The sequence below is a fragment of the Chryseobacterium sp. MHB01 genome (genome assembly GCF_034651565.1).
In the GTDB taxonomy this organism is placed as follows: Bacteria; Bacteroidota; Bacteroidia; order Flavobacteriales; family Weeksellaceae; genus Chryseobacterium; species Chryseobacterium nepalense.
This window is the reverse complement of record NZ_JAYEDA010000010.1, coordinates 32,588-57,774: the sequence shown is the minus strand read 5'-3', so window position 1 is coordinate 57,774 and position 25,187 is coordinate 32,588. Positions and strand designations below refer to the sequence as shown.

Sequence of the window (25,187 nt, the reverse complement as noted above, 5' to 3'; positions counted from 1 at the left end):
TTTATTGCCATGTCAGGATTACCTGTCCGTCCGAATCATAAAAATAGGTCCAATCTGAATGACCACTTCCGGGAGGAAACTGTAGATTCTGAAGGTCCTGAACAGTATAATCGAGCGTTCGATAATTGTTTTTTGATAGACTTTTTTCGTAAAAATTATCATTGCATAAATACAATTTTTTAAAAGGATTTTTTGCAGTATCGAAATTTGAATAAAGAGTTGTTGTAAGTTTAGAATCTATGCCTCCGGATTTTTCTAATTTTTCACTTTTAATTAAATTTTGGTTTGAGTCAAAGAGATATGTTGTAAAATATTCCCAGGTATATTGCTTTTCATATACAACAATCTTGTCTGTCTGGTAAGAATAGGTTTTTTCAGAAAATAAGACATCTATACCATTATACAAATACCTGCTTTTAAGCTTTCCATTTTCCATAGTACAAACTTCTTTTACCGCCCCATTGGCCTCTACTTCAGAATGCTGAATAGATACCTTATTATTATTGTAAGAAAACAAAGAATATGGATCTGTCATAAAAGTGGTAATGCCCGGAGTTGGTGACATAATTTTACCGGAAGCCTTTTTCAGAAGACCATTTTCATATGAAAATTTGTAAGTAAGACGCGGGTCAATTGAAGAATAGCTTTTAGGAAATGAAGCTATAAAAGCGGAAATTTTTTCTGGCTGTAATTCCTGATCAACAATTGCTGCACTCTCATCATTATCACACGAAGAAAATATTCCTGCAATACATAAAATATAAAAAAAATTTTTCATAGTTATTTTTCAGCCGCAAAAATACAATTTCCGGCACAACTCAGAAAGAAAACTTATACACATTACCTCCCTCTTTTCCGTCCTTTTCATCGGCAATGAGCAAAGTTCTATCATCAAGATATACAACAGCTTCTTTCTGAGAATTGTGGTTTAACGGAGTTTTTTGAATAACCGCTGTTTCAAAATTTTTATCAAAAAGAGATGAAAGTACATAAACATTTTTATGAGTAAGCAGTACAACTTGGTTTCTGCTGTTAATAGCTGCTGAAGTAATTGCCGCATCGCTGTATCCTCCCTGCAGTTTTAGTGTTGCAATTAATTTCGCTTCAAAATCACCGGCTTTATTAGGAACCTGAAAAACAAGAAAAGTCCCGTCGAAACCTTTGCTTCTGTTTTTGGTAAAGAGGTAAAAGTAGCCGTCCTTCTCTACAAAAGCTTCACAGTCATAGAGCCAATGAGATTTCTTTGGTGGAAACGCAGTCTGCCCTTCATAATGATAGGTTGTGGTCTGAGTAACGTTTGTGGATTTTTGGGAAGCATCTTTCAAATCAACTTTTAAAATGAATAAATTGCGCCTGTCGTTGTCATTATTTCCAAAATCACCGATGTAAATATTTCCCTGAGCATCTGTGGTTATATCTTCCCAATCGTGGTTTTCCGCATTTTCTACTAAGACATCGGCGACCTGTTTTCCCTGTCTGTCCAGTCCGTAAATCACGTTTTTATTTCCCTGATCTTCAATCGCCCAGATTGTTTTTTTATCCTTTGATAAAGTAATTCCGGAAACTTCCTTGAGCTTTTTAGGCAAAGAAAACTCAACGGTAAGTGCCTCTCCGGACTTCTGGGAGTCCTGAGCTTTCGGATTGCAGCTGAGTAAAAGGAATGCTGATAAAACAAGAACGCGCAACATATCTATTTTTTTAATTTTTTAAACTGAAAATAAGAGAACCTGATATTTTTCTCTAAATTATTAATAATCTGCTGATGATGGAGAAAAAATCCTGCTGCCAGACCAATCAGGCTGCCAATGACTGTATCAATAAGCCTTGCCTGCATCAATGTTTCCACATAATGATGCGTTTCGCTTGCTGTTTCTGCCAGAAGAATCGTTAAGGGTGTAATGAAAATTACCGCAAATCCATAATTTCTGACAATTAATAATTCAATAATAAACTGTAAAATCGTGATAATGATAATCATTACGATCTTTTCCGGATTGAATAAAAGGATAATCCAAGCCAGCCCGATCCCGATAAAAGTTCCTAAAATCCTGTGCATATTCCTTTGTCTTACATGCTCAAAATTTCTTCCTTGGATGATCGCAACTGCTGCAATGGAAATCCAATAAGTATTGTTAAAATGTAAAAGATGCCCGATGATTAATGTCAGCGCCATGAAGAAGCCAATGATGGCACTTTCTACAAATTTGGTATATCTTCTTTTGTTGAATGTTCTTCTCGGGACGGCAACCACTTTGCTTTTTTCAATAAAAACCGAATACAGGAAGGCGAATGAGCAGGATAATATCGCTCCCATCGCAACAAGTCCCACACGTGCCGGAATGAGTTCCGGATCAAATCTATACGTACTGGCCATTGCGGCAACCATAATAAAGAAAAAATTTCCCGGCGGCGGAATTTTATAATACGAAGATATAAAATGGGCTAAAAAAGAAATTATTCCCAACGACAAAGCTCCTGCATACGCATTAAACCCGAAAAATGAGCTTACCGAAAATGAAAAGACAATTCCAAAAGCGCATACCGCGAGATGGATCATTCTCTGCGTGATTGGTGCTGAAGTAAAGTATAAAATCGTAAGTGCTCCCAAACTGGAAAGTGCACCATAGTTAGGTTTCCCTGAAAAATAACCGATAAATAAACAGCTGCCGATGCAGAGTGCTGCCAGAAAGGGAAAATGCCATTTCCGTTCGGTCTGTTTAAATTCCAGTAAATACTGAAACCGGTGATGTATCGGGTTCTGTACTTTCATGTTAATGCAATTGTTTTGCTTCTTCCCAAAGAACATCCATTTCTTCCAATGACAAATCTGCAAGTTTCAGGTTTTTCTCCGATGCCAGATTTTCCATTTTCTGAAATCTTGAAATGAATTTTATATTGGTTCTTTCCAATGCAGAATCCGGATTGATGCCTACAATCCTCGCATAGTTGATCAGGGAGAAAAACACATCGCCCAGCTCCTGCTCTTTTTTGTCCAGATCAGTTTCGTCGTGAAATTCGCGGATTTCTTCATCCACTTTTTTCCACGCATCTTCCGCGTCGTGAAACTCAAAGCCGATGCCTTTTACCTTATCCTGAATTCTGTATGCTTTTACCAAACTTGGCAGGCTCTTCGGAACGCCGCCCAGAATGGATTTGTTGCCTTCTTTCAGCTTCAATTTTTCCCAGTTCTGCTTTACCTCTTCTTCATCTTTTACTTTAGTATCACCGTAAATATGAGGATGGCGGAATATCAGCTTTTCATTTAAAGAATTGATCACATCTGCAATATCGAAACTTTCTTTCTCCGAACCGATCTTCGCATAAAAAACCAGATGCAGCAATACATCGCCCAGCTCTTTTTTAATTTCCTGCAAGTCATTCTGCAAAATCGCATCCGAAAGTTCATAAGTTTCCTCCAGCGTCAGATGGCGAAGCGACTCCAGCGTCTGCTTCTGATCCCACGGACATTTTTCCCGCAGATCGTCCATAATATCCAATAATCTTCCGAAAGCTTCCAGTTTTTCCTGTTTGGTATTCATAGTTGAGAATTCAAGTCTTACAAATTTACGGGAAATCTTTCTGAATATTCTTTTGTCTTAAAACAAAAAGAACTAAAAATTCAAGACCTGGAATCTTTCGTTAAAAATTAAAACGTAATCCTAAAACTCAATTATAAAAGCTTCTACACTGTGTTTGTCATCCCGTAGGGATCTCGACTTAGTATTAGAGAGGTAATGGTAAGATTGGATGTGAATTTTCCAGTAATAAATAACTTTTAACAGATGATAAAATCATAAATATTCTACCCGCACATTTCGTTGCTAGCAAAAGATTTCGGCTACAAACATTTCCGAACTGATGGACTTCCCTACTCCACAGCAAGACCATATAAAAGTGACCGTGAAACAGGTTTATAATGAGAGTGGAACGAAGGTGATGGGGAGTGAGGTGTGGGGATTGAGGGGATTGAACAAAAAACTCCTGAGTTTTCAGGAGTTAAAGTATTTATACATACAAATTACAGTTTATGAATCAGGTATAAAATTCCACTGAAATTTTAAATGAAATTTTGAGATCTTCTTCCTCCCATATTTAGTTTAAATTTGGATTTAAATTAACTTGTTATGCTACTTCTTCGATCCCTATACTCTCTAACAAAGCATTAAATTGCTCTTCGTCTTTTTCTTTTATTTTATCTAATATAAATTGTGCAACCCTTTTTAATTCTGGTATTTCAATGGGATTCATTCCGCGATCAAAAATTTCTTCCAAATGTGATAATTCATTATTAACGCGATCAGTTAATGTAGCAGCCTGCTGATCATCACCAAAATACTTCAATAGTCTTTTCGAGTTTGCATTGTGAGTTTGGTTATCAATTTTCGACGGATATTTATAAAATAATAATGCTTCTAAAAATTTTCGCGCATTGTTACCGAAATTATAATACATATGATGATTTTCATCTGTAGTGATTTCAGCTTTTGCACATCTATATATTTGTTCAAATAAAAAGTTAAATTCAGTAATATAATTTTTTAGATAATTTGGCATTAAAGCTATTTCACTATAGTCATGATAACGATTAAGGATAAAATATTCGTGCTGATTACGAGTTAGTTTTAATCTTTTCAAATATTTTAAGAAATCCAAATTATGTGTAGAAATAAAAATTTGTTCAAATCTATCTTTAATAAAAAGCTCTGAATTTATTAGGCTATAAATGTAGAAAATATGATTTGAGTCCAAACTTGATATGGGATCGTCGATTAATATTATCGGCTTTTGGCCAGCTGTATGAATATCATCTAACTTAGCCATAAAATAGCAAAATGAAATTATACTACATTCTCCTTCGCTTAAGTGATAAGCAATCTCCCCATTTCTTACTACATTGAATCTAATCTTTTTATCAGAGTCAATTTCTTGTTCAACTGCTTGTAATTCTAAGTTTTGATGACCAAAATAATTTTGTAAATACTCATTTATTTTTCTTGCTCCTTCCTCTTCATTATTCAATTGACGTGATAATTCAATTATTTCTTTCTCTTTTAATTTCACATAATTATCTAATTCTTTTCTTTCAGTCTCTTTACTTATATAATATGTTTCTTTACTTAAAATATTTTGTGATTGTGTGCTATACTCAATTGTGTCTACAAAACGCTTTACTTCTAAAAGTCTGAGTTCTTTTTTTGCTTTAGAAATTTTTTCAGATAATTCATTTGAATACTCATTGTTTCGATTCTTTATATCATTGTACAGATCATTTATAGCTGAAAAATCGTTCTGTGAAAAAGTTTTAATATAATCGTAAGTAATTGGAATATGAATTGAAAGTAAACGTTCATCAATTTTAGAAAGCAAATATTCTAAATCTGATTTATAATTCAAAATTTGAGCATCAAATGCATCTGAACAATCACTAAGTTCATTATGAAAATTCATATAGAAGAGATCTTTATTTGCTAATTTAATTTCGTTAACAGAATCTAGTTCTCTTACAATTTTTGATTTTAAAACATTTAATGTATCTTCAAGTTTCTTTGTCTGTTCATCAAAATGATTATCTAGTTCATTCCAACGAGATTCTGGTATAGGGTTACCACAAAATTTACAAGAACAATTTTTATCTTCAGAATGAAGATCATATCCTTTTTTAACCCACTCATTTAAACTAGAATTTGTTAATAACTCTGTAATTTTATTATTGTCTAATAAGTGTTGTCCTAAAGCTATTTTTATTACTGATAATTCTTGTTCATAAATATTTGTAAAATTTATAGAATGAGAAACATCATTTTTTTGTACTTCTTTTATCAGTTCAAGATTGGTAATTTCTTTATTTACATTTATACATACAAATTCTGGTAAAAGAACTTCGTCAATTTCTTTTTGTAATTTGGTTCTATTATAATTTATATCTCCAAATTTTAAATATTGTTGTTTTATACTGTCCGTACTTACAGTAGCTTTATTTGTCAATTGAGAATCTAACGTTCTTTTTAATGTTATAATCTCAGTACTCAAAGTACTAACCAATACAGATAAATCATCTAATTCTTTATATTTTAATGTCTTACTATCCTCAGCATTGTCTCCTAATTCATTTCTGATTGATTCAATTTGTGTTTCAATTTCACTATTCTCTCCAAGAATCGCAAATGGTTTAATCTCTGAATCCGGATTTATTATAAAACTTAAATTTTCCTTTATAAAGTCCTCATTAAAACATCTAACGTTTAATGTATTTTCTCGAAAAGTAGATTGATCAATTCTTGAATTATCATATAATATAATTTCAAATTCTGGATTAATATATTTTGGAGAAATTTCTTTTGTTTCTAATGCTCTAATTATTCTTGATAAAGTGGTTTTACCAGAGTAGTTTCTTCCATAAAATATATTTTCTTTCTTTAATTCAACAACATTATTTCCAGGATTACTTTGCATTGCCACATTCCATTGGAAATTTCTAAATAATCCAAGATTATTAATATTAATTCTTTTTATCATATAAGCTATAGTTATTAGTTATTTTTAATAAATCGCAATTATTTTCACATTACAATACGACAATAACAAATGTAATAATAAGTAATTATTCATATTTACGGCAATCCGTATTTATACTGAATTAATAACAGAATATTCTTGATTCTTATCGTAACATGAACAAAAAAACCTCATCAATCTGATGAGGTTCATATTTCAAAGTAAGATAAATAATTATCCCTGTTTTCTGTGTGTGCTTTTCGGAGCTGCTTTGGCTGCAGAAGTGGCTTTTACTTTTGGAGCGGCTGGCTTTTCAGCTTTTGGAGTTGCTTTTTTAGGCGCTTCTTTTTCTACGTTTACTTCTTCCGTTGCCGGTTCCCCTTCCAGTGTTTCAGGCTCTGCTTTTACGAAGCTTTCCGGAGTGATGTATCCTGCTTTGTGAAGGATGTTGTACCACTGCGCCAGTTTTTTGATATCGGAAGCATATACTCTTTCGGTATCGTAATTAGGAAGAGAAACCGTCATGAATTCTTTCAGTTCAGCATCAGATGCTTTGTGATGGATGGCTTCCTTGTAGTCATAGTTTTTGGCAATATTTTCAAAAACTTCGAACAAAGGAACTTCTTTATCAAAAGTGAACATCGCAATATTGTCCAACAGGCTCACCTGGCTGGAATTCCCAATGCTTACTTTTTTCTTCGTGGTAACATCTTCAATGATAAATCCGTTTCTTAATTGAGAAACTAATTTGTAAAGTCCTGGTTTTCCTGAAATTGAAATTATTTTTTCTAACAGCATAATTTTATTTTTTGTAAATTCTGCAATCGGCTATTCACTTCGACAAGCTCTGTGTGACAACTTTTTGCTTTTCTAATTTTCTTTATTCTATTGTAAACTATTTTGGAAATCTCATTTTGTAACCGATGCTTACGTCACCCTGGGTAATTTTGGTCAGTTTCCCTTTTACCAGCTTCTTTTTCAGGGCGCTGAGGTGGTCTGTAAACAAAATTCCTTCAATGTGATCATATTCATGCTGAATTACGCGGGCTCTAATATCGGAAAAAGTTTCTGTATGTTTTACAAAATTTTCGTCATAATATTCGATCACGATCGTACCTTTTCTTTTTACATCTTCTCTCACATCCGGAATAGACAGGCATCCTTCGTTGAATTTCCACTCTTCCCCGGATTCTTCAAGAATTTTAGCATTGATGAAAACTTTTTTGAATTCTGCCAGCTCATCTTTGATGTCCTCATAATCTTCATCTTCCGCCAAAGGACTTACATCAATGACAAACAGACGGATATCCAGCCCGATCTGCGGTGCCGCCAAACCAATTCCGTTGGCACTGTACATGGTTTCGAACATGTTTTCTATCAATTCCTGCAGGTTGGGATAATCCTGATCAATATCCTTTCCTACTTTTCTTAACACGGGGTCACCAAAGGCTCTTATCGGTAAAATCATCTTGTTCTTTGTTCTAAAAAATTCTGCAATATGATGGTTGCACTTACTTTATCTATTAATCCTTTCTGCTGTCTCTGCTTTTTATTCTTTCCGCTCTGGGAGATAAAAAAAGAAGCCATCTTGGATGTAAATCTTTCATCGAAGCGGTTGACCTTAACTGTTGGAAATTCTTTTTTAAAAATTTCTATAAACTGCAGAATGTCGGTTTCCACTTCGGAGATATTTCCTTTCAAATCTACGGGAAGACCGATCACAGCTTCATCTACTTTATTTTCGCTGAAATATTTCTTTAAAAATTCAGTGAGAAGCGGAGTCGATACCGTATCCAGACCGCTTGCAATGATCTGCATATCGTCGGTTGCGGCAATTCCACAACGTGCCTTTCCATAGTCTATTGCAAGGATTTGTCCCATAGGTTTGCAAATTTAGTAAATTTTAATGATTTTATTCTAAACACATTTTTTTTATAAATCATGTTTTTATTCCGCTAATTTTTTTATAATTTTAATTTTCTAAAAACGATAATATGAAGAGACTCATTCTCGTAAGACATGCGAAGAGCGACTGGCCGGAGGAAACAGAGGACTTCGACAGACCATTGGCAGACAAGGGGTTGGAAGAAGCGATGCATATGTCCCGGTTTATGAAAAACAACAATGTGGCAATAGACTATTTTGTCTCGAGTCCCGCCGTGCGTGCACTGAATACCTGCAGAATTTTCAACCAGTCCTACCATATCAATATTACAACGAATGAGAAGCTTTACAATCCTTCGGAAAGCAATTTTGAGTCTGTGATCTATGATCTTGACGACAATGTAAATTCCGTAGCGTTTTTTTCCCATAACAACGGAATCTCCAATTTTGCGAATTCCATTTCCGAAGATATCTTTCACTTTCCGACCTGCGGCGTTGCGGGTTTTGAGATCGACTGCAATTCGTGGTCCGAGTTCGACGGTGCCAAAAAGAGACTGATGTTTTTCTATGATCCCGGAAAAATAAAATGATACGATCCGGTGACTTCGAGAGCCTCAGCCACCGAATCGTATCAATTCTTATGCAAAAAAATCAGAGATTTTTAAAAACTCATGTGTTCTAAAATATGCGCAAAGCTTTATTGTTTATCTAATGTGACTTATGTGTTTAAAAAGCTTTTGTGACTTTTGCGGTTAATTTATTTCCGTTTCAAATCCAGATCATCAAAATCAAAACTGAAATCTGTAACATCTGAAATCGGTTTTAATCTCGCCGATTGCGCTTTTCCTGTTTCATCATAATCAAAAATAATGTAGGCATCGGCGTCGTAGCTTCTGTCGTCCCATTTGATGATGAAAGAATTATTGGAATACGGCAGCAGCTCCCCTTTTAATCTTGGAGAACTTTTGCAGGAAATCCTGTAGGCATTTCCCTGCTGAGCAATTTCCACATCTCCAAACCATTGATCAGTGTACGTTCCGGTAAATTGTTCTGCTTTTGGCTGAAGGTTTTTATCTTTCCTGAAAGCTTCCGATTTTGCAAACGCTTCTTTTTTCTGTTTGTCGAAACTTTCTTCCATTTTCTTCATCCTCTCGCCATACGTTTTCAGCCAGTTTCTGTCGGCCACACCCAGATAAGAATCTTTTACGGTATTGGTAATCGTATTAAAAGCCGCTCCGGACTGTTGATTGGTTAACACTACAATTCCCAGTTTCATATCCGGAATTAAGGTAAACTGCGTCACCGTTCCGATCAGCCCGCCCGTATGCTGAACCTGTTTATGCCCTTTCACATCACTTAAAAACCATCCCATTCCATATCCGTAGAAACTGGTATCATAAGGGTTTTTCGCTGCAACGCCGCTTGGAATCTGTAAACTCCAAAGCTGCTGGACATTTTTATCTGAAACTAATTTTTTACCATCTTTCGTGGTGAAATTATTCAATAGAAATTCAGCCCATGTAGTCATGTCTTTGATGTTGCTCATAATACCTCCTGCTGCATTGGCCGTTTCGTTCCAGTCGTGAGGAACAGCGATGGCTTTTCCGTCAACCGGTGCGTGTGCATCGATCTTATTGGCAACCGTCTTTGCCCTGTTATAGCTTCCGAAACTTGAAGTCATCCCAACCGGCTTCATGATTCTCTGTTCGATGAATTCGGCCCAGCTTAATCCAGAAATTCTGTGAATCACTTCTCCGGCAACGATAAACATGATGTTGTTATAATCTAAAGTTGTCCTGAAAGGATTTTCAGGTTTTAAATACCGTACATTATGAACAATATCGTTCACCGTTAAATTTCCGCCTTCCGGAAAGAACATCAGATCACCCTGTCCCAGTCCTAATCCGGCTCTGTGTGTCACCAGATCTTTAATGGTTACATTTTGGGAAACATAGGGATCGTACATTTGAAATTCCGGGATGTATTTTGAAACTTTATCGTCCCAGTTCAGTTTTCCTTCATCTGCTAAGATTGCCAAAGCTGTACAGGTAAAGCCTTTGGAGTTGGAGGCAATCCCCACCAGTGTATTGTCGTCCATCGGCTGCTTGGTTGTTAAAGAACGTACGCCAAACCCTTTGGAGTAAATAACTTTACCATCCTTAATGATTCCGACTGACATTCCCGGTACATCAAAGGTTTTCAGCGTGTTCTGTATTAGCTCATCTAATTTTTTCTCTTCAACCTGTGCATTGGCTAAACCAACCGTCAGCAAAAGAAGGAAAATAGAAAGTTTCTGCTTCATTTTTTTTGCCTAAAGGTAATAAATTATCATGTTCTGATTTAACCTTAATTTAAGACGTTTCATTCATATCTTTTTAACGTTCTTAAAAAATCAGTTTCCGGAATTTTTTTTAAGTTTATCTTTGTGAAAATTTAAACATTAACAATGAAAACGAAAAAACTACTGACTTTATTTCTATTAATTTCCGGCCTAAGCTTTTATTTTTCCCAAGAAGTTGTCATTAAGGATGATAAGGTTCTGCTGGATGGGAAACAGATTCTGAAAGCCGAAAAAATAAATGTCCTGCAGTATTCATTTTACAGCATGAAAGATGATGAAGAAATTCTCATGTTCAGACAAATGGATAATGAAACGCCAAAATATATGGACGATGATTATTATGTTTTAAATTTCCTAACTGAAAAAACAAAGGTTGAATCCACTGATTTTACAAAAATCTTAAATTTCATGAACTCCAGAAAAGCGATGGAAAAGCTGATCAAATGGCTATTAAAAGAAAGAGTGATCAATAATGATGGTGAATTGAATCCTGAAAGAGTGCAGACATTTAAAGAAAAATACGACGAAAATATTACCGACAGAACCTTTAGATAATGACAAAAATCCTTCTCCTTTCCGATTCTCATTCATACATAGATGGCCGTATTTTAGAATATGCCCGACAGGCTGATGAAATCTGGCACGGTGGAGATTTCGGCAGCATGGAAGTGATTGAGCAGCTGGAAAAAATAAAACCTCTAAAAGGTGTTTACGGAAATATCGACAATGCAAAAATAAGATCGGAATTTCCCGAAGTGAATCGTTTCTTTTGTGAAGATGTGGAAGTTCTGATGGTCCACATCGGCGGTTATCCCGGAAAATACACACCTGTGGCCAGGCAGGAAATTGCTGCAAAGGCTCCTAAATTATTTATTTCAGGGCATTCTCATATTTTAAAGGTGATGTTTGATCAGAAAAACAATCTTCTGCATGTGAATCCGGGAGCATGCGGAAAGCAGGGATGGCATAAGGTACGAACGATGATGCGTTTCGTGATTGACGGTTCGGAAATCAGGGATCTGGAAGTTATTGAACTCGGACCTAAGGTTTAAGTTCAGGGGTTAAAGTTCAAGGTTTAGAGTTTAGAGTTTATGAAAATTGGTGATAAAGTTTCTGTGGTAGATGAGGATTTGAGCGGAATTGTAACTTCGGTCAACGGAAATATTGTTGTTTTTAAAGATGAATACGGATTTACCTACCAATATCCGAAAGAAAAATTGGTTCCGAAAAGTTCGGATTTATATGAAAATATCAAAATTGTAAAAAAACCGGAGCCCAAGAAAAACATTTCGAAAAAGCATCAGAAAAGTGCGTTGGTTCTGGATCTGCACTTTCATCACCTGGTCAAAAATCCCAATGATTATGATAGTTTTGAAAGGCTTTTCATTCAGAAGGAAAGATTACTCGAAACCTTGAGTTTTTGCAGGAAAAACCATCTTAAAAGATTGGAGATCGTTCACGGAATCGGCGACGGTGTTCTGCAGAGAATGGTTTGGGATATTCTGGAAAGCCAGACCGGACTGGATTTTTACAATAAGGAAATACTTCACCATCAATCGGGTGCTGTAATGGTAGAATTTCACTAAATTTGCAGGAATTGAACTATGAACATACTTAATTTACTTTTCACCAAAGACGGATTAACCTACCAGATTGCAAAAAACAAAAGCATCGTGGAAGAAAAATCCTACTTCAAAGATGAAGAATCTCCGGAGAATCTTATTGCAGATAAACTGGATGAAGTATTGATCAAACAGCGGTTTGATGAAATTCATGTTATTTCCGCACTCAATCATTTTACGCTGATGCCGGAAGGCTTTTCCGAGCACGAAGGAGGATTTGACCTGATCGCTTTTAATGCTCCCGTTGATAAGGAAAAAGAAGAGCTGATGTTATCGATCAACGAGAAATTCAAGGTTCAGTTTTATTATACGTTTCCGAAGAATTTTTATAAAAAGATAAAAGAGCCGGCTTTGCCTGTGAACTTTAATTTTTCGGGTGAGAAATTTCTGAATTCCATTCAAAATAAAAACAATAAGGAAATTCATATCAACCTTTATCATAATCAGTGTGAATTTTTCGCGATAGATCAGAAGAAAATTATTTTATACAATAATCTTGATGTAAATTCTGAAGTGGATTTTTTATATTTCATCATGTTTACTTTAAGCAAGATCGGTTTCGGGATCAATGAAACCCATTTCTTTGCCTACGGTGAAACCACTGAAAATGAAACTTTTATTTCAGAGCTTCAGAAGTTTGTTAAAAATCTGAAAATCGTATACGATAATATTCCCAATAAAAATTTTATATTAAATTAGACTTGAAAAATCGGGTTAAAGCTTATTTTTTCCTGACCGTTCTACCGTCTAAAACCCAATACTTATGTACAGAATCATTTCAGGCAAATGGAAAGCCAAGAAAATAGCAGCTCCCAGAAATTTTGATGTAAGGCCCACCACGGACTTTGCGAAAGAGGCGCTTTTCAGTATTTTGGAAAATACCTATGATATGCAGTCGGTTTCCGTGCTTGATCTTTTTGCAGGCATCGGTTCCATTACACTTGAATTTGCTTCCAGAGGCTGTCAGGATATCACTTCCGTAGAAATGAACCCGAAACATACGGCTTTTATTAATGCTACCGCTGCTGAGCTTGATATGGCTTTGCAGGTGAATGTTCAGCGTGGAGATGTCTTCGACTGGCTTAAAAAATTCAGAAATAAAAAGTCTTTTGAGATTGTATTTTCTGATGCACCTTTCGAAATGGAAGAAAAGAAATATCAGGAAATTATTTCCCTGGTTCTAAACAATAAATACCTGAAAGAAAACGGCGTTTTAGTGGTAGAACATCAAAGCCGGATGAAATTTGACCATCCGAATTTAGTGGATACGCGAAAATACGGAAATGTAAGTTTCAGCTTTTTTGAACCGAATAAAGAAGAGGTAACAGAAATACAAAATCAGGAATAATTTCCTGATTTTTTTTATACAATTTTAACTTTATAAATTTTCCACTGCTTTTTGCATTTAATGTATCGAATTTATCAGGAGCTTTTTCCCGCTTTCCATTACAATCTTTTTTTTCAAAAAAGGATTTTCATTACAATCGGGGCTATTTTAGTTTAGTCAATAGTATAAACAGGATGATGAGCCAGATTAAAAGATAAAAGCTGTTTCAGGTAGAAACAGCTTTTTATTTTTATAATACTTTTAATTCCAGATCGATCGATTTACCGAAGAATTTCTTCGAAATTTTCTCAAAGTTTTTGGTAAGATCCGAAAGGTAAAAATGATAATTCGGGTTTGGATTCTGATCATTTAGCAGATTGTATTTATCCAGAATACTTTTCAGATGGTTGGCTACGATATTCGGAGAATCAATCACACGGACACGATTTCCGTAATACTGTTTGATTTCATCAATTAACAAAGGATAATGAGTACATCCTAATATCAAGGTCTCGATATTTTTCAGTTTACTGTTACTGAGATAATTATAAATAATTGCGTGGGTAATCGGATGATTTTTAAAACCTTCCTCAATGGCAGGAACCAATAAAGGCGTTGCTAACTCGTCCACTTTAATCCACTTATTATGTTTTCTGATGCTTTTTTTATACAAGCCCGAATTCACCGTGGCTTTTGTTGCAATTACACCAACATTATTATGAATTTCGTACGAAACTTTTTCCGCCACAGGATTGATCACGTCAATTACCGGAACTTTTCCTGCCACCGACTGCATAACTTCATTCAGTGCATTTGCGGTAGCCGTGTTGCAGGCAATTACGATCGCTTTGCAATTTTGTTCCAGCAAAAAATTAGTGATTTTTGTAGAATATTCGATAATGGCTTCCCTGGATTTTTCACCATACGGAAGGTGTTTGGTATCCCCGAAATAAATCAGATCTTCATGAGGGAGAAGTCTCTTAATTTCTTTGGCAACCGTTAAACCTCCAACTCCGCTGTCGAAAATACCAATCGGCTGCTTCGATGAAAGATGAGCGTAATCTTGCTTTTTCGTTTTCAAAATTGAACTGAAATTTTATACAAAAATAGTGAAATTGTTGGATGCCTGAAGCCGGATGTCAGAAGTTTTTTACAAACCGTCACTCTGCCTCCTGCTTCGAACCTTCTGTCTAAGCCATAAACAAATCCGCGGCAATTCCGTCTGCCATAAACCAATGTTTTTCAGGAATCTTCAAATAATTTTCTTCTATGGTTACTATTCCTTCTTCAAGCTTTGGTTTTATTTGTTTTTGGAAATATTCAAGAATTTCACCGTTGAATTTTTTATTAAGCCAAGTAAGGTCAACACCCCACACTGTTCGTAAACCGATCATTATCATTTCATTAAACTGATCCTTCTGTGAAAGAATCTCCTCTTCTTTAGCCAAAAGACCGGAGTTTAATTTTTTAATATATTGCTGATTGTTGGCTACATTCCAGCTACGGACATCAAAACCGTTGTATGAGTGGGCCGAAGGCCCGATTCCAAGATATTCCTTATATTTCCAGTATGAAGAATTGTGTCTGGAATAAAATCCGGGTTTTGCAAAATTGGATACTTCATAATGTTCAAAACCCTTATCTTTTAGAAAATCAGATAAATAATAGAATTCCTGATTCTGTTCCTCTTCTTTCGGGCTGATTACTTTACCTTTTGAAATCCAGTTTTCCAAGGCCGTTTTGGGCTCTACCGTTAACGCATAGGAAGAGATGTGCGGAACTTCCAGCGCAATGGTTTTATTTAAATTTTGTTTCCAGATTTCCATATTGGAAGTAGGCGAACCGTAAATGAGATCAATACTCAGGTTTTCAAATCCGAAATCCTGAGATCTTTTAATCGAGTCCTCTGCTTCGGAAGCAGTATGCGCACGGTTCATCAGTTTTAAATCTGCTTCAAAAAAACTTTGAGTGCCAATAGACAAGCGATTTATTGGAGAATCAGAGAGACCTTTCAGAAAGTTTCTATCCAGATCGTCGGGATTGGCTTCCAGTGTTATTTCAATATCTTTTTCAAAAGTGAAATATTTTAAAGTATCATCAATAAGAGATTTTATCTCGTCAGGTGAAAGTATAGAAGGGGTTCCGCCGCCAAAATAGAGAGACTGAAGGTTTTTATTTTGCAATTCATCCTTCCTGAGGAGGATTTCCTTTTTCATCGCAGCCAGCATTTCATCTTTAAAATTCAAAGATGTTGAAAAATGAAAATTGCAGTAGCTGCATTTCTGTTTGCAAAAGGGGATGTGAATATAGATCATAAAAAAAAGCCCTGAAAATTCAGAGCTCAAATTTATTTAAATTAAATTAATTAATATCTATAACCTCTGTGGTTAATGAAGTTATCGAAGTTATATCCTACTCCAAGCATGAAGCTGTTTCCTCCATATTCCTGGATATCAGACAATCCGATGTTGTAGGTAGCACCTATCATAAATTTGTTGAATCTTACTTTCACAACCGGAGCAATCTGTAATTGCTGGCTGTCGAATCTGTTCTGAACAGATCTGTAGTTTACCCCGAAAGAGAAAGAATTGATATCATTAAAGAACGTTGCCATTAAGTTATAATCAATCGTTCTTGTAGAGTTGGTGTTAAGGTTGATTAATGCTGAAGGAGTGAAATAGATATTATCACCTACATGCCAGTCATATCCTAAATTTAAAAAGAATTTGATCGGAGAAGGCTCCCGTCCGTTAACAATTGCTTCGTCGTTTGTAAGAGCAATATCATTCACAGAAACTGCTGCAAAGATATTTCTATAGGTTGCCGCTACCCCGAAATTGGCATAAGCCATAAAAATGTTGCTTTCAGTTCCCTGTAATAAAGGATCTGAAGCATCCTGTGTATTAATTTTTGAATAATCAAAATTCATGTTGTAAAAGCTTACGCTTGTACCGAAAGAGAACTGGTCTCTTCTGTCTCCTTCACTGCTAAGAGGAATAAAATATGAAGCACCAGCCGTAATACCTCCTGCAGAAATAGGACCATTACTGTCTCTGAATACAGATAAACCTGCCCCTACTCTATCAAAGATGTTCGCGTTGATCCCCACCGACTGTACGTTTGGAGACTCACTGAACTTCGAAAATTGCTGCTGATAGTTAAGATTAAGTTGCACATAGTCAGTTTTTCCGTATTGTGCTGGGTTGAAAAGAAACTCACCATCCAAAAGGTATTGTTGATAGTATGGTAATGTTTCTTGTGCTTTGTATGCATTTGACAAAAGAGCTAAACATACGATAGCATATAGTTTTCTCATAACAAATCTTGATTTCAATTCAACAAATATAAAAAAATTCTCAATATATTTTTAGTTTTCTAAATAATTTCTCCATTTTTTTACAGCATCCGCCATATCTTTCGGCATTGGGCTTTCAAAATATAATTCCTTTTTTGTAGTAGGATGTATAAAACCTAAAGTATGGGCATGGAGCGCATGTCTGGGCAGAATTTCGAATACATTTTTTATAAACTGCTTATACTTAGGAAGATTCACGCCACGGAGAGGTGTATGCCCTTCATATCGTTCATCATTAAATAAGGTATGCCCAATGTGTTTGAAGTGCGCCCTGATCTGGTGGGTTCTTCCTGTTTCCAGTTTACATTCTACCCATGTCATATATCTGAATCTTTCTAGAACTTTGTAATGTGTCACTGCATGTTTTCCCTGGCTGCCGTCTTCATAGGTATGCATCTGCATCCTGTTTTTCGGATGGCGCCCGATATGGCCTCTAATGGTGCCTTCATCGTCCTGTACATTTCCCCAGACGAAAGCCCAGTACAGCCTCTTCGTTTTCCTGTCGAAGAACTGTTTTGCTAAAAAGCTCAATGCATATTCATTTTTTGCAATGACCAGTAATCCGGAAGTATCTTTATCGATCCTGTGAACCAATCCTACTCTGTCCAGATCAGACTTCTCACCATTCTGTTCGAAATGATAGGCTAAAGCATTCACCAAAGTTCCGTCCCAGTTTCCAAATCCGGGGTGAACAACCATTCCGGGATCTTTATCTACAACAATAAGATCATCATCTTCGTACACGATATTGATCGGAATGTTCTGCGGAATAATAAAATTCTCCCTTGGTGGATGCGCCAGTAAAACGGAAATCTGGTCACCCGGCTTTACACGATAGTTCTGTTTTACGGCAACTCCGTTTACGATAACGTTCCCGGCCCTGCAGGTCTGGGAAATTTTATTTCTGGAAGAGTTTTGCCGGAAGATCAATAAGAATTTATCAATTCTCAGGGGTTCCTGACTTTTATCCACCGTAATATTAAGGTGTTCATAAAGTCCTTTATTTTCCTCATCAATATCAATATTGTCGATACTGTTCTGGTCTGCTAATTCTTCATCGAAAAAATCTTCGTTATCTTCTGCCATTGTTATATTTTTTTATACAAAAGGCTTCAACATAATAAAAGTTGAAGCCTGTATTTTTATAAGAATCGATACTTATTCTACTACTACTTTCTTAGCTTTCGCCTTTTCTGCAGTTTTTTGTGTTGTTGCAGAAGGTTTATTAGCGGAAGTTGTATTTCCGGAAGTACCGGTACCCGTAGTTTTCGGCTTAGCACTTTCAGCTCCTGAAGAAGAAGGTTTTACCGAAGATTTCTGCGCATCTGTCTTCTGTATATCCGTCGAAGGTTTCGGGGTTTCTCTTTTAGGCGCTGCAACAGGCGGAGGAGCTTCATAAGCCGGCTCCTGAACAGGCATTTCCTGATACTGAATCGGAGGCAGCGCCGTGTCTACCTTCATTCTGTAAATGGAATTCAGCTCTTCTATTTTCGCTCTCAGCTCAGCCGGAGTTCTTTTACTGGCCCAGAGATCCATTTGCATTCCCTGATCTCTTACATCTCCTGCAGCAGGATCCTGATAATAGATAATATCAGATTCGTCTTTACTGCCGTCTTCATGCTCTACAAGTCCCACTTCAAACATGCTTCTGGCGATCACAGCTCTGGCTTCTTTTACCGTAAGCCCTACAACATTCGGAATGGAAATATTTCTCAGCGGCCCGGAACCTATTACGACATCTACCACAGAAAATCTCGGAAGTTTGGTTTTAGGTTTTACAGCCGTTCCTTTGTACAATATTCTTAAAACTGCATCTTTCTGAATGCTCGGCTCAAAAATAGTATCTCCTACTTTTAGCCCTACCTGTTCCAGTCTTTGAAATGCAAGTCCTGAATATTTATTGATCACATCAGGAACTTCCACTCTGGCCCAGGTTCTCGGGTTCACTTTCAGTTGGATTGCTCTTCCGTCTTTTACACGCGAGCCGGGAGCAGGATATACCTGCAATACCTGGAACGGTCTGTATTTGGGATCATATTTAAAACTATCCACCTCATAATCCAATCCAGAATCGTCCAATATCTTGATTGCTTCCTGTACCGATTTATTGACAATATTGGGAACGGGAATTTCCTGGCCGTGATTGGTATGATGCTCCAGCCAACGGAATGTAAGCCAAACCAATCCCACGAAAACACCGATGGCAACAACTAAGTTCAGTAAAACTTTCCAATTGAAAAGTGATTTAAGCATACTAAAAATACTATAATTAGACAGCAAATATAATTAATATTTTAGAATGTGCTTCGATTTCCGTTGAGCATTTTCGTTTTCAAAATTTTAGAATTTCCAAAATTGCATGATATAAAATCATTAAATTTGCCCCAATTGATACTTTAAGAATATGAACAAAAAGAGTGTTGCTGTAGTGATGGGAGGCTATTCTGATGAATACGTTGTATCACTGAAGAGCGGACAACTGATCTATGATTCTCTGGACAGAAACCTTTATGATGTATATAAAGTAATTGTTCTTCGGGATGAATGGTATTTTTTAGATGAAAATAATCAGAAATTTCAGATTAACAAAGGCGATTTTTCTGTAGCCATCGATAACAATACAACGCTGAAATTTGATGTGTGCTTCAACATCATTCACGGAACACCGGGAGAAAACGGCATTCTTCAGGCATATTGGGATGCTATCGGCCAGAAGTATACCGGCTGTGATTTTTACCAGAGTGCTCTTACTTTCAATAAAAAAGATACGCTAGCCGTACTTTCCAAATATGGTATTCCTTCTGCAAAAAGTGTCTACCTAAGAAAAGGAGAAGGTATCAATGTTGATGAAATTGTAGAAAATCTTGGTCTTCCTGTTTTTGTTAAACCCAATCAGTCGGGATCTTCACTGGGAATTTCAAAAGTGAAAGAAAAGTCCGAACTCATTGCCGCTACCGAAATTGCCTTTAAAGAAGATGATGAAATTTTAATTGAAAGTTTTCTTAACGGTATGGAGGTTTCCGTTGGCGTTATTGATTATAAAGGAGAAACTATTGTTCTGGGCATCACGGAAATTGTTCCTAAAAATGAATTCTTCGATTATGAAGCCAAATATGAAGGTGCTTCTGAAGAAATTACCCCTGCGAGAATCGATGAAGAAACGAGAATCCGCGTAGTAGAAATCGCAAAGAAAGCGTACAATTCATTAGGGATGAGTGGGTTTTCAAGAAGTGAATACATTCTGATGGACGGAATTCCCTACATGCTGGAAATGAATACCAACCCCGGGTTTTCGCCTGCAAGCATACTTCCGCAACAGGCCAAGATTTACGGAATTTCCATCACAGACCTTTGCGGAAACGAGGTTGAAAAAGCTTTGAATAAAAGAAATTAGACATTAGAGCTAGATATCAGAAAAAAACTCATAATTAATAGCTCATAACTTATAACTTTATCACGCATGAAAATTGCTGTTTTCCCGGGTTCATTTGATCCCATTACTCTAGGACATTACGACATTATAGAACGTGCAGCGCCGCTTTTTGATAAATTAATAATCGCCATTGGGCAGAATTCCCAGAAGAAATATATGTTTCCCCTGGAAAAAAGAATGGAGTTCATTCAAAACTCTGTTGCCGAATTCCCGAATGTGGAGGTTGATTATTTTGAAGGCCTTACAGTTGACTACTGTTTTGAAAAAAACGCTCAATACATCATCAGAGGACTGAGAAATCCTGCAGATTTTGAATTTGAGAAAGCGATTGCGCATACTAACAGAACGTTAGCCCATAAAAAACTGGAAACGGTATTTTTACTGACCTCATCCGGAAAATCCTTCATCAGCAGCAGCATTGTTAGGGAAATTATCAATCACGGCGGAGAATACGGACTTTTAGTCCCGGACTCGGTAAGAGTACAATTATAAGTAATAAGTAATGGGTATTGAGTAATTTTTACAACTATGGATTTTAATCAGTTATTTAGAGATCGAACTAAAGATTTTTCGATTTCCATTATTAAATCGTTGTCACCATTACCTTATTCTGATGATCTTTCAATAATCAGAAAACAAATTATAAGATCAGCAACTTCTGTAGCTGCTAATTACAGAGCAGTTGCGAGAGCAAGATCCGAAAAGGAAAGATTTTCTAAAATATGCATCGTTGTAGAAGAAATTGACGAGACTCAATTCTGGTTAGAAATAATAGAAGAGCTGGAATATTTGGATCCCGGAAAAATCTCGCATTTAAGATCAGAATGTGATGAATTGGTAAAAGTAATGACTGCTTATAAATTCAAATTATCTCAAAATACAACACTATAATCATATTACTTATTACCAATTACTCATTACCTATAAAAAATGCACGAACAGTTCAATTTTGCCATAGAAGTCCTTGGAACGATATCTTTTTCGATGTCGGGAAGTTTTGCGGCCATGCAGAAACGGCTTGATCCGTTCGGGGTGCTGATTATTGCATTTGTAACTTCAGTGGGTGGCGGAACAGTGAGAGATTTGCTTCTGGACATCCCGGTGTTCTGGATGCATGATCTTCTGACTTGTGCTTTGATTATCCTGACCAGCATTTTCACCATGATTTTTAAATCTTTTGAAAAAAACTTCAGGGTTACTTTATTTATTTTCGACAGTTTCGGATTGGGATTGTTTACCATCATCGGTGTTCAGAAAGGTCTTCATGCAGATATTCATCCTTTAATCTGCATAGGATTAGGAACCATCACCGGCTGTTTCGGGGGAATCATCCGGGATATCTTACTTAACCGGATTCCTTTGATTTTCAGGAAAGAAATCTATGCAACCGCCTGTATCGTAGGAGGATCTGCATTTTTATTACTAACCAAGTTCACCACCTTATCATATACCATCATTCAGATTTTTACAATTTTACTGATTGTTTCCATAAGAACTTTAGCCGTGAAATACCACTGGCAGATCCCGAAATTTTATGGCTATGAGCATAATTCTGAGATGTAAAATTAATTTTTAACCATTAAATATTTAAGAGCTTAAGAATATTAAGCTACTTGTTTAAAATAAAAAAGCACCTGATTTCTCAAGTGCATTTCTATATTTAATAAAATTTTAATTAAAAGAATTTCCCTCTGTTTCTCATATTAGGATTATGCATGTGTTTCTGCATAGTCGGCATTTTCAACTGTTCTTTCATCATTTTGATCTGATCAGTCATCATTCCGGCGCTGTCCAGTCTTTTCGCCTCTTCCAGCAATTTTTGCCCTTCCTGTTTTCTTCCCTTGGAAATAGCTGCTGCGGCCAGGTTTAATGTAGCCATTGCACGATCATGTTTCATATTAAGACCATATTCCAATGCTTTTTTCATAAGAGGTTCTACTTTCGTCGGATGATCCTGTGCCTGTGTTAATCCTGTCAGGTAATGAAAATAACCATATTGAGACTTGTGAAGCTGTGCCTGGTAATTTGTGATATTTTTCAGCCAGTCGGCCGCTTTTTCCATATTTTGTTTTCTCAGCTGCCAGAAAGCAAGCAGGATATATTCATTTTTAAAGAAAAGCAGAATCGGCACTCCTGCTAAGAGGAAAATTACAATTCCCCACCCCAGATTTCTGGTAAAAAACATCATGTAAAGTCCTAAAAGTATCAGAACTGCAGCAACAGCAATTTTTATATATTTATTCATTATTAGATTTTAAGAAGTGCAAAGATAAGAAATTTAAGGTTCAGAATGCAGAACTTCAAACCCGAAACCTCGAACTTCAAACTTTAAATTTTTTCGTAGGTCTGAAAACAGAAATCATATTGATTCTTATCATCTTTCTCGTAGCAGATTTCTTCTACTTTTTTCCAGACTTTAGAATCGATCTTTGGAAAGAAGGTATCTGCTTCAAGATCAGCTTTTACTAAAGTTACTTCCAGTTTATCAACCATATCTATCGTCTGCTCATAAATTTTACCGCCGCCGATGATAAAAATTTCTTCATCAATTTTCTTCGCAAATTTTATGGCTTCCTTAATACTTCCTACAATGAGAATCCCTTCTTCAAACCAGTCGCTTTTTCCGGATACAACAATATTGGTACGGTTGGGAAGAGGTTTTCCGATACTTTCATATGTTTTTCTTCCCATAATCACCGGATGCCCGGTAGTAATCTCTTTAAAGTGTTTTAAATCTTTCGGGAGATGCCAAAGTAACTGATTTTCAAAACCAATTTCGTTCTTTTCCCCCATTGCCACGACTATTGTTGTCATTAAAATTATTTTTTACAAAATTAGCACATAATTTGTATATTTGATCAGCACAAAAAATATTAAAAAAATTAAACTATGAAAAACAGAGGCTGTCTGAGCGCCGGAACTATCGGCATAGCTCTTTTGGTTATTGTTGGATTTTTATTCTTCTGGGGCAAAAACGGCTACAATAATTTTGTAACGAAAGAACAGAACGTAAATACCAAATGGTCTAATATAGAAACGGTTTATCAGAAAAGAGCCAACCTGATTCCTAATCTTGAAAGAACCGTGAAATCTTACTCTAAATTTGAGCAGGAAACATTAACAAAAGTTGTTGAAGCACGTTCAAAAGCAACGTCTATCAATGTTGATCCTACCAATATGACCGAGCAGGATATGGCAAGATTCCAGGCTGCACAGGGCGAATTATCCGGAGCATTAAGCAGATTGATGGCTGTTGTAGAATCGTATCCGAATTTAAAAGCAGACCAGCAATACATTAATTTCCAGAGAGAATATACTGCCATTGAAAACAGCATCCGTACAGAAACGGTATACTACAACCAGGCCGCTCAGGATTACAACACAACTATTAAAAAGTTCCCGAATAATATTCTGGCAAACTTTACCAACTTTAAAGAAAAACCTTATTTCAAAGCTGAAGCGGGCGCAGAAAAAGCACCTGAAGTATTCACTGAATAATGGCCAGGAATTTCCTTACAAATCAGCAGATAGCTTCCCTTGTGGAAGCTATTCAGTCAGCAGAAGAGCATTCTACCGGCGAAATCCGTGTGCATATTGATTCCAATACAGACAATGACAACGCTAAAACGGCATTCAAGGTCTTTGAAGAATTGTGCATGGCAAAAACTGCCGAAAGAAATGCCGTGCTTTTTCATGTTAATTTTGAACAAAAATACCTCACCATCATCGGAGATACCGGTATTCATGAAAAAGTGCATCAATCTTACTGGGATCATCTTCATGATTTCATAACTTCTGAATTTGCCAAAGGAAATTATTATAAAGCGCTGAAAAGTGCTATCCTCGAAACAGGTCTTGAACTTAAAAAACATTTTCCTGTAACAGGAGAAAACCCCAACGAGCTGTCTAATGAAATTACCTTCTCTTAAAATAGTATTTTCATTTTTACTTCTATGCTTTTACACATTTGTATCAGCACAATATTCTATTCCGGACAAGCCGGCGGTTTTATATCCTGTTTTTGATGAAGCCAATCTTCTTTCCGAACAGGAAAAAAATGACCTTAATAAAAAGCTTATTGCTTTTTCAGATTCCACTTCCACGGAAATTGAGGTGGTCATCATCAAATCAACAAATGGAGAAGATGTCAATTTTTTGGCGACCATGTTCGGCGAGAAATGGGGAATCGGCCAGAAGGACGTTGATAATGGGGTTGTTTTTTTAATTGCGACCGAAGATCATACCATGTCTATCCAACAGGGACGGGCAGTTGAACAATATTTAACAGCTTCAGTTGCAGGACAGATTCTTGATTATATTGTAACCCCGCATTTTAAGCAGGGTGAATGGTTTGAAGGAATCGACCGCGGAACTTCTGCAATTATGGAAGCCGTGCAGGGGAAATTCAAGCCTTTAAAAAAGAATCAGAAGAACGAAAGCGGAGGCCTGATCAAAATTATCATTATTGCTTTTGTCATCTTTATCATCTTTGCCATCCTTTTCGGAAACAGAGGAGGCGGAAATGACGATGACGACGATGTTATCCTTTCGAGAAGAGGCCGAAGAAATTATTCCGGCGGGTTTTTCCCTTTCCCCGGCAGCTTCGGAGGAGGTTTTGGCGGTGGAAGTTCCGGAGGCGGTGGAGGCTTCGGCGGATTTGGCGGCGGCGGCAGCTTCGGCGGCGGCGGCGCTTCCGGAGGATGGTAAATTCGATTATTTTCTTTAATTTT

Annotated in this window: 29 protein-coding genes; 13 read left to right on the top strand and 16 right to left on the bottom strand. The window is 36.4% G+C overall.

The features are described from left to right. Position 1 precedes the first annotated feature (1 nt). The 8 genes from U9K52_RS15860 to ruvX form a co-directional block, all read right to left on the bottom strand. Positions 2-778 (bottom strand): hypothetical protein, encoded by a 777-nt coding sequence (locus tag U9K52_RS15860; protein ID WP_322927326.1) that lies wholly within the window; start codon positions 776-778, stop codon positions 2-4. 40 nt (positions 779-818) lie between these two features. Further along, the gene (locus U9K52_RS15855; protein WP_322927325.1) at positions 819-1,688 is read right to left on the bottom strand and encodes a hypothetical protein; all 870 of its coding nucleotides are present in this window, start codon (positions 1,686-1,688) and stop codon (positions 819-821) included. A gap of 2 nt (positions 1,689-1,690) precedes the next feature. After that, complete coding sequence (locus U9K52_RS15850; protein WP_322927324.1) at positions 1,691-2,770, bottom strand: FUSC family protein; 1,080 nt, start codon at positions 2,768-2,770, stop codon at positions 1,691-1,693. Position 2,771: 1 nt separating this feature from the next. After that, positions 2,772-3,539 carry a nucleoside triphosphate pyrophosphohydrolase gene (gene mazG / locus U9K52_RS15845; protein ID WP_322927323.1) on the bottom strand — a complete coding sequence of 256 codons (768 nt, stop codon included), beginning with the start codon at positions 3,537-3,539 and terminating at the stop codon, positions 2,772-2,774. Positions 3,540-4,122: 583 nt separating this feature from the next. After that, a complete protein-coding gene (locus U9K52_RS15840; protein WP_322927322.1) occupies positions 4,123-6,516 on the bottom strand; it encodes an AAA family ATPase in 2,394 nt (797 codons plus the stop codon). Positions 6,517-6,729: 213 nt separating this feature from the next. Further along, complete coding sequence (locus U9K52_RS15835; protein WP_322927321.1) at positions 6,730-7,293, bottom strand: DUF5606 domain-containing protein; 564 nt, start codon at positions 7,291-7,293, stop codon at positions 6,730-6,732. 97 nt (positions 7,294-7,390) lie between these two features. Then, positions 7,391-7,963, bottom strand: a complete 573-nt coding sequence (def, locus tag U9K52_RS15830; RefSeq protein ID WP_066440264.1) for a peptide deformylase — start codon at positions 7,961-7,963, stop codon at positions 7,391-7,393. Further along, the gene (gene ruvX / locus U9K52_RS15825; RefSeq protein ID WP_322927320.1) at positions 7,960-8,376 is read right to left on the bottom strand and encodes a Holliday junction resolvase RuvX; all 417 of its coding nucleotides are present in this window, start codon (positions 8,374-8,376) and stop codon (positions 7,960-7,962) included. Before ruvX ends, def begins: the two co-directional genes overlap by 4 nt. A 113-nt stretch (positions 8,377-8,489) precedes the next feature. Here ruvX and U9K52_RS15820 point away from each other — a divergent pair, with 113 nt between their 5' ends. Continuing rightward, complete coding sequence (locus tag U9K52_RS15820; protein WP_248390867.1) at positions 8,490-8,969, top strand: SixA phosphatase family protein; 480 nt, start codon at positions 8,490-8,492, stop codon at positions 8,967-8,969. Between the two features lie 167 nt (positions 8,970-9,136). Here U9K52_RS15820 and U9K52_RS15815 read toward each other — a convergent pair whose 3' ends face one another. Beyond that, positions 9,137-10,681, bottom strand: coding sequence for a serine hydrolase (locus U9K52_RS15815; protein WP_322927319.1), 1,545 nt, complete (start codon positions 10,679-10,681; stop codon positions 9,137-9,139). A gap of 144 nt (positions 10,682-10,825) precedes the next feature. Here U9K52_RS15815 and U9K52_RS15810 point away from each other — a divergent pair, with 144 nt between their 5' ends. The 5 genes from U9K52_RS15810 (at position 10,826) to U9K52_RS15790 (ending at position 13,690) form a co-directional block, all read left to right on the top strand. Further along, complete coding sequence (locus tag U9K52_RS15810; protein WP_248390861.1) at positions 10,826-11,275, top strand: hypothetical protein; 450 nt, start codon at positions 10,826-10,828, stop codon at positions 11,273-11,275. After that, complete coding sequence (locus U9K52_RS15805; RefSeq protein WP_322927318.1) at positions 11,275-11,772, top strand: metallophosphoesterase family protein; 498 nt, start codon at positions 11,275-11,277, stop codon at positions 11,770-11,772. The genes U9K52_RS15810 and U9K52_RS15805 overlap by 1 nt, the downstream gene beginning before the upstream one ends. Before the next feature lie 39 nt (positions 11,773-11,811). Continuing rightward, a complete protein-coding gene (locus U9K52_RS15800) occupies positions 11,812-12,306 on the top strand; it encodes a Smr/MutS family protein (protein WP_322927317.1) in 495 nt (164 codons plus the stop codon). 18 nt (positions 12,307-12,324) lie between these two features. Then, entirely contained in the window at positions 12,325-13,041 is a 717-nt protein-coding gene (locus U9K52_RS15795; RefSeq protein ID WP_322927315.1) for a DUF3822 family protein, read from the top strand. Positions 13,042-13,105: 64 nt separating this feature from the next. Further along, positions 13,106-13,690 carry an RsmD family RNA methyltransferase gene (locus tag U9K52_RS15790; protein ID WP_248390848.1) on the top strand — a complete coding sequence of 195 codons (585 nt, stop codon included), beginning with the start codon at positions 13,106-13,108 and terminating at the stop codon, positions 13,688-13,690. Positions 13,691-13,919: 229 nt separating this feature from the next. On the opposite strand, the gene murI is transcribed toward U9K52_RS15790, so the two are convergent. The 5 genes from murI to U9K52_RS15765 form a co-directional block, all read right to left on the bottom strand. Beyond that, complete coding sequence (gene murI / locus U9K52_RS15785; protein WP_248390843.1) at positions 13,920-14,750, bottom strand: glutamate racemase; 831 nt, start codon at positions 14,748-14,750, stop codon at positions 13,920-13,922. A 109-nt stretch (positions 14,751-14,859) separates the two neighbouring features. Continuing rightward, a complete protein-coding gene (gene hemW, locus U9K52_RS15780; RefSeq protein ID WP_322927394.1) occupies positions 14,860-15,984 on the bottom strand; it encodes a radical SAM family heme chaperone HemW in 1,125 nt (374 codons plus the stop codon). Positions 15,985-16,034: 50 nt separating this feature from the next. Then, a complete protein-coding gene (locus U9K52_RS15775; protein WP_248390838.1) occupies positions 16,035-16,985 on the bottom strand; it encodes a type IX secretion system membrane protein PorP/SprF in 951 nt (316 codons plus the stop codon). A 51-nt stretch (positions 16,986-17,036) separates the two neighbouring features. Then, positions 17,037-18,110: an RluA family pseudouridine synthase gene (locus U9K52_RS15770; protein WP_248390826.1), complete on the bottom strand. Its 1,074-nt coding sequence runs from the start codon at positions 18,108-18,110 to the stop codon at positions 17,037-17,039. Between the two features lie 72 nt (positions 18,111-18,182). Continuing rightward, positions 18,183-19,277 carry a PASTA domain-containing protein gene (locus U9K52_RS15765; protein WP_322927314.1) on the bottom strand — a complete coding sequence of 365 codons (1,095 nt, stop codon included), beginning with the start codon at positions 19,275-19,277 and terminating at the stop codon, positions 18,183-18,185. Between the two features lie 151 nt (positions 19,278-19,428). Between U9K52_RS15765 and U9K52_RS15760 the strand changes: the two genes are divergently transcribed. The 4 genes from U9K52_RS15760 (at position 19,429) to U9K52_RS15745 (ending at position 22,020) form a co-directional block, all read left to right on the top strand. Next, positions 19,429-20,418, top strand: a complete 990-nt coding sequence (locus U9K52_RS15760; RefSeq protein ID WP_263601505.1) for a D-alanine--D-alanine ligase — start codon at positions 19,429-19,431, stop codon at positions 20,416-20,418. 66 nt (positions 20,419-20,484) lie between these two features. After that, on the top strand, positions 20,485-20,949 hold the full coding sequence (gene coaD / locus U9K52_RS15755) for a pantetheine-phosphate adenylyltransferase (protein WP_248390821.1): 465 nt from the start codon (positions 20,485-20,487) through the stop codon (positions 20,947-20,949). Between the two features lie 36 nt (positions 20,950-20,985). Beyond that, on the top strand, positions 20,986-21,348 hold the full coding sequence (locus U9K52_RS15750) for a four helix bundle protein (RefSeq protein WP_263601506.1): 363 nt from the start codon (positions 20,986-20,988) through the stop codon (positions 21,346-21,348). Positions 21,349-21,387: 39 nt separating this feature from the next. Next, positions 21,388-22,020: a trimeric intracellular cation channel family protein gene (locus U9K52_RS15745; RefSeq protein ID WP_263601507.1), complete on the top strand. Its 633-nt coding sequence runs from the start codon at positions 21,388-21,390 to the stop codon at positions 22,018-22,020. A gap of 112 nt (positions 22,021-22,132) precedes the next feature. On the opposite strand, the gene U9K52_RS15740 is transcribed toward U9K52_RS15745, so the two are convergent. Next, positions 22,133-22,702 carry a DUF2892 domain-containing protein gene (locus tag U9K52_RS15740; RefSeq protein ID WP_248390813.1) on the bottom strand — a complete coding sequence of 190 codons (570 nt, stop codon included), beginning with the start codon at positions 22,700-22,702 and terminating at the stop codon, positions 22,133-22,135. Between the two features lie 83 nt (positions 22,703-22,785). Then, positions 22,786-23,271, bottom strand: a complete 486-nt coding sequence (locus tag U9K52_RS15735) for a dihydrofolate reductase (RefSeq protein WP_248390810.1) — start codon at positions 23,269-23,271, stop codon at positions 22,786-22,788. 75 nt (positions 23,272-23,346) lie between these two features. Here U9K52_RS15735 and U9K52_RS15730 point away from each other — a divergent pair, with 75 nt between their 5' ends. Genes U9K52_RS15730 through U9K52_RS15720 form a run of 3 tightly spaced genes read left to right on the top strand, consistent with a single transcriptional unit; the run spans position 23,347 to position 25,164 of the window. Further along, positions 23,347-23,955: a LemA family protein gene (locus U9K52_RS15730; RefSeq protein ID WP_248390808.1), complete on the top strand. Its 609-nt coding sequence runs from the start codon at positions 23,347-23,349 to the stop codon at positions 23,953-23,955. Then, positions 23,955-24,386, top strand: a complete 432-nt coding sequence (locus U9K52_RS15725) for a TPM domain-containing protein (RefSeq protein WP_322927313.1) — start codon at positions 23,955-23,957, stop codon at positions 24,384-24,386. Before U9K52_RS15730 ends, U9K52_RS15725 begins: the two co-directional genes overlap by 1 nt. After that, a complete protein-coding gene (locus U9K52_RS15720; RefSeq protein WP_263601509.1) occupies positions 24,367-25,164 on the top strand; it encodes a TPM domain-containing protein in 798 nt (265 codons plus the stop codon). The genes U9K52_RS15725 and U9K52_RS15720 overlap by 20 nt, the downstream gene beginning before the upstream one ends. Positions 25,165-25,187: the final 23 nt, after the last annotated feature.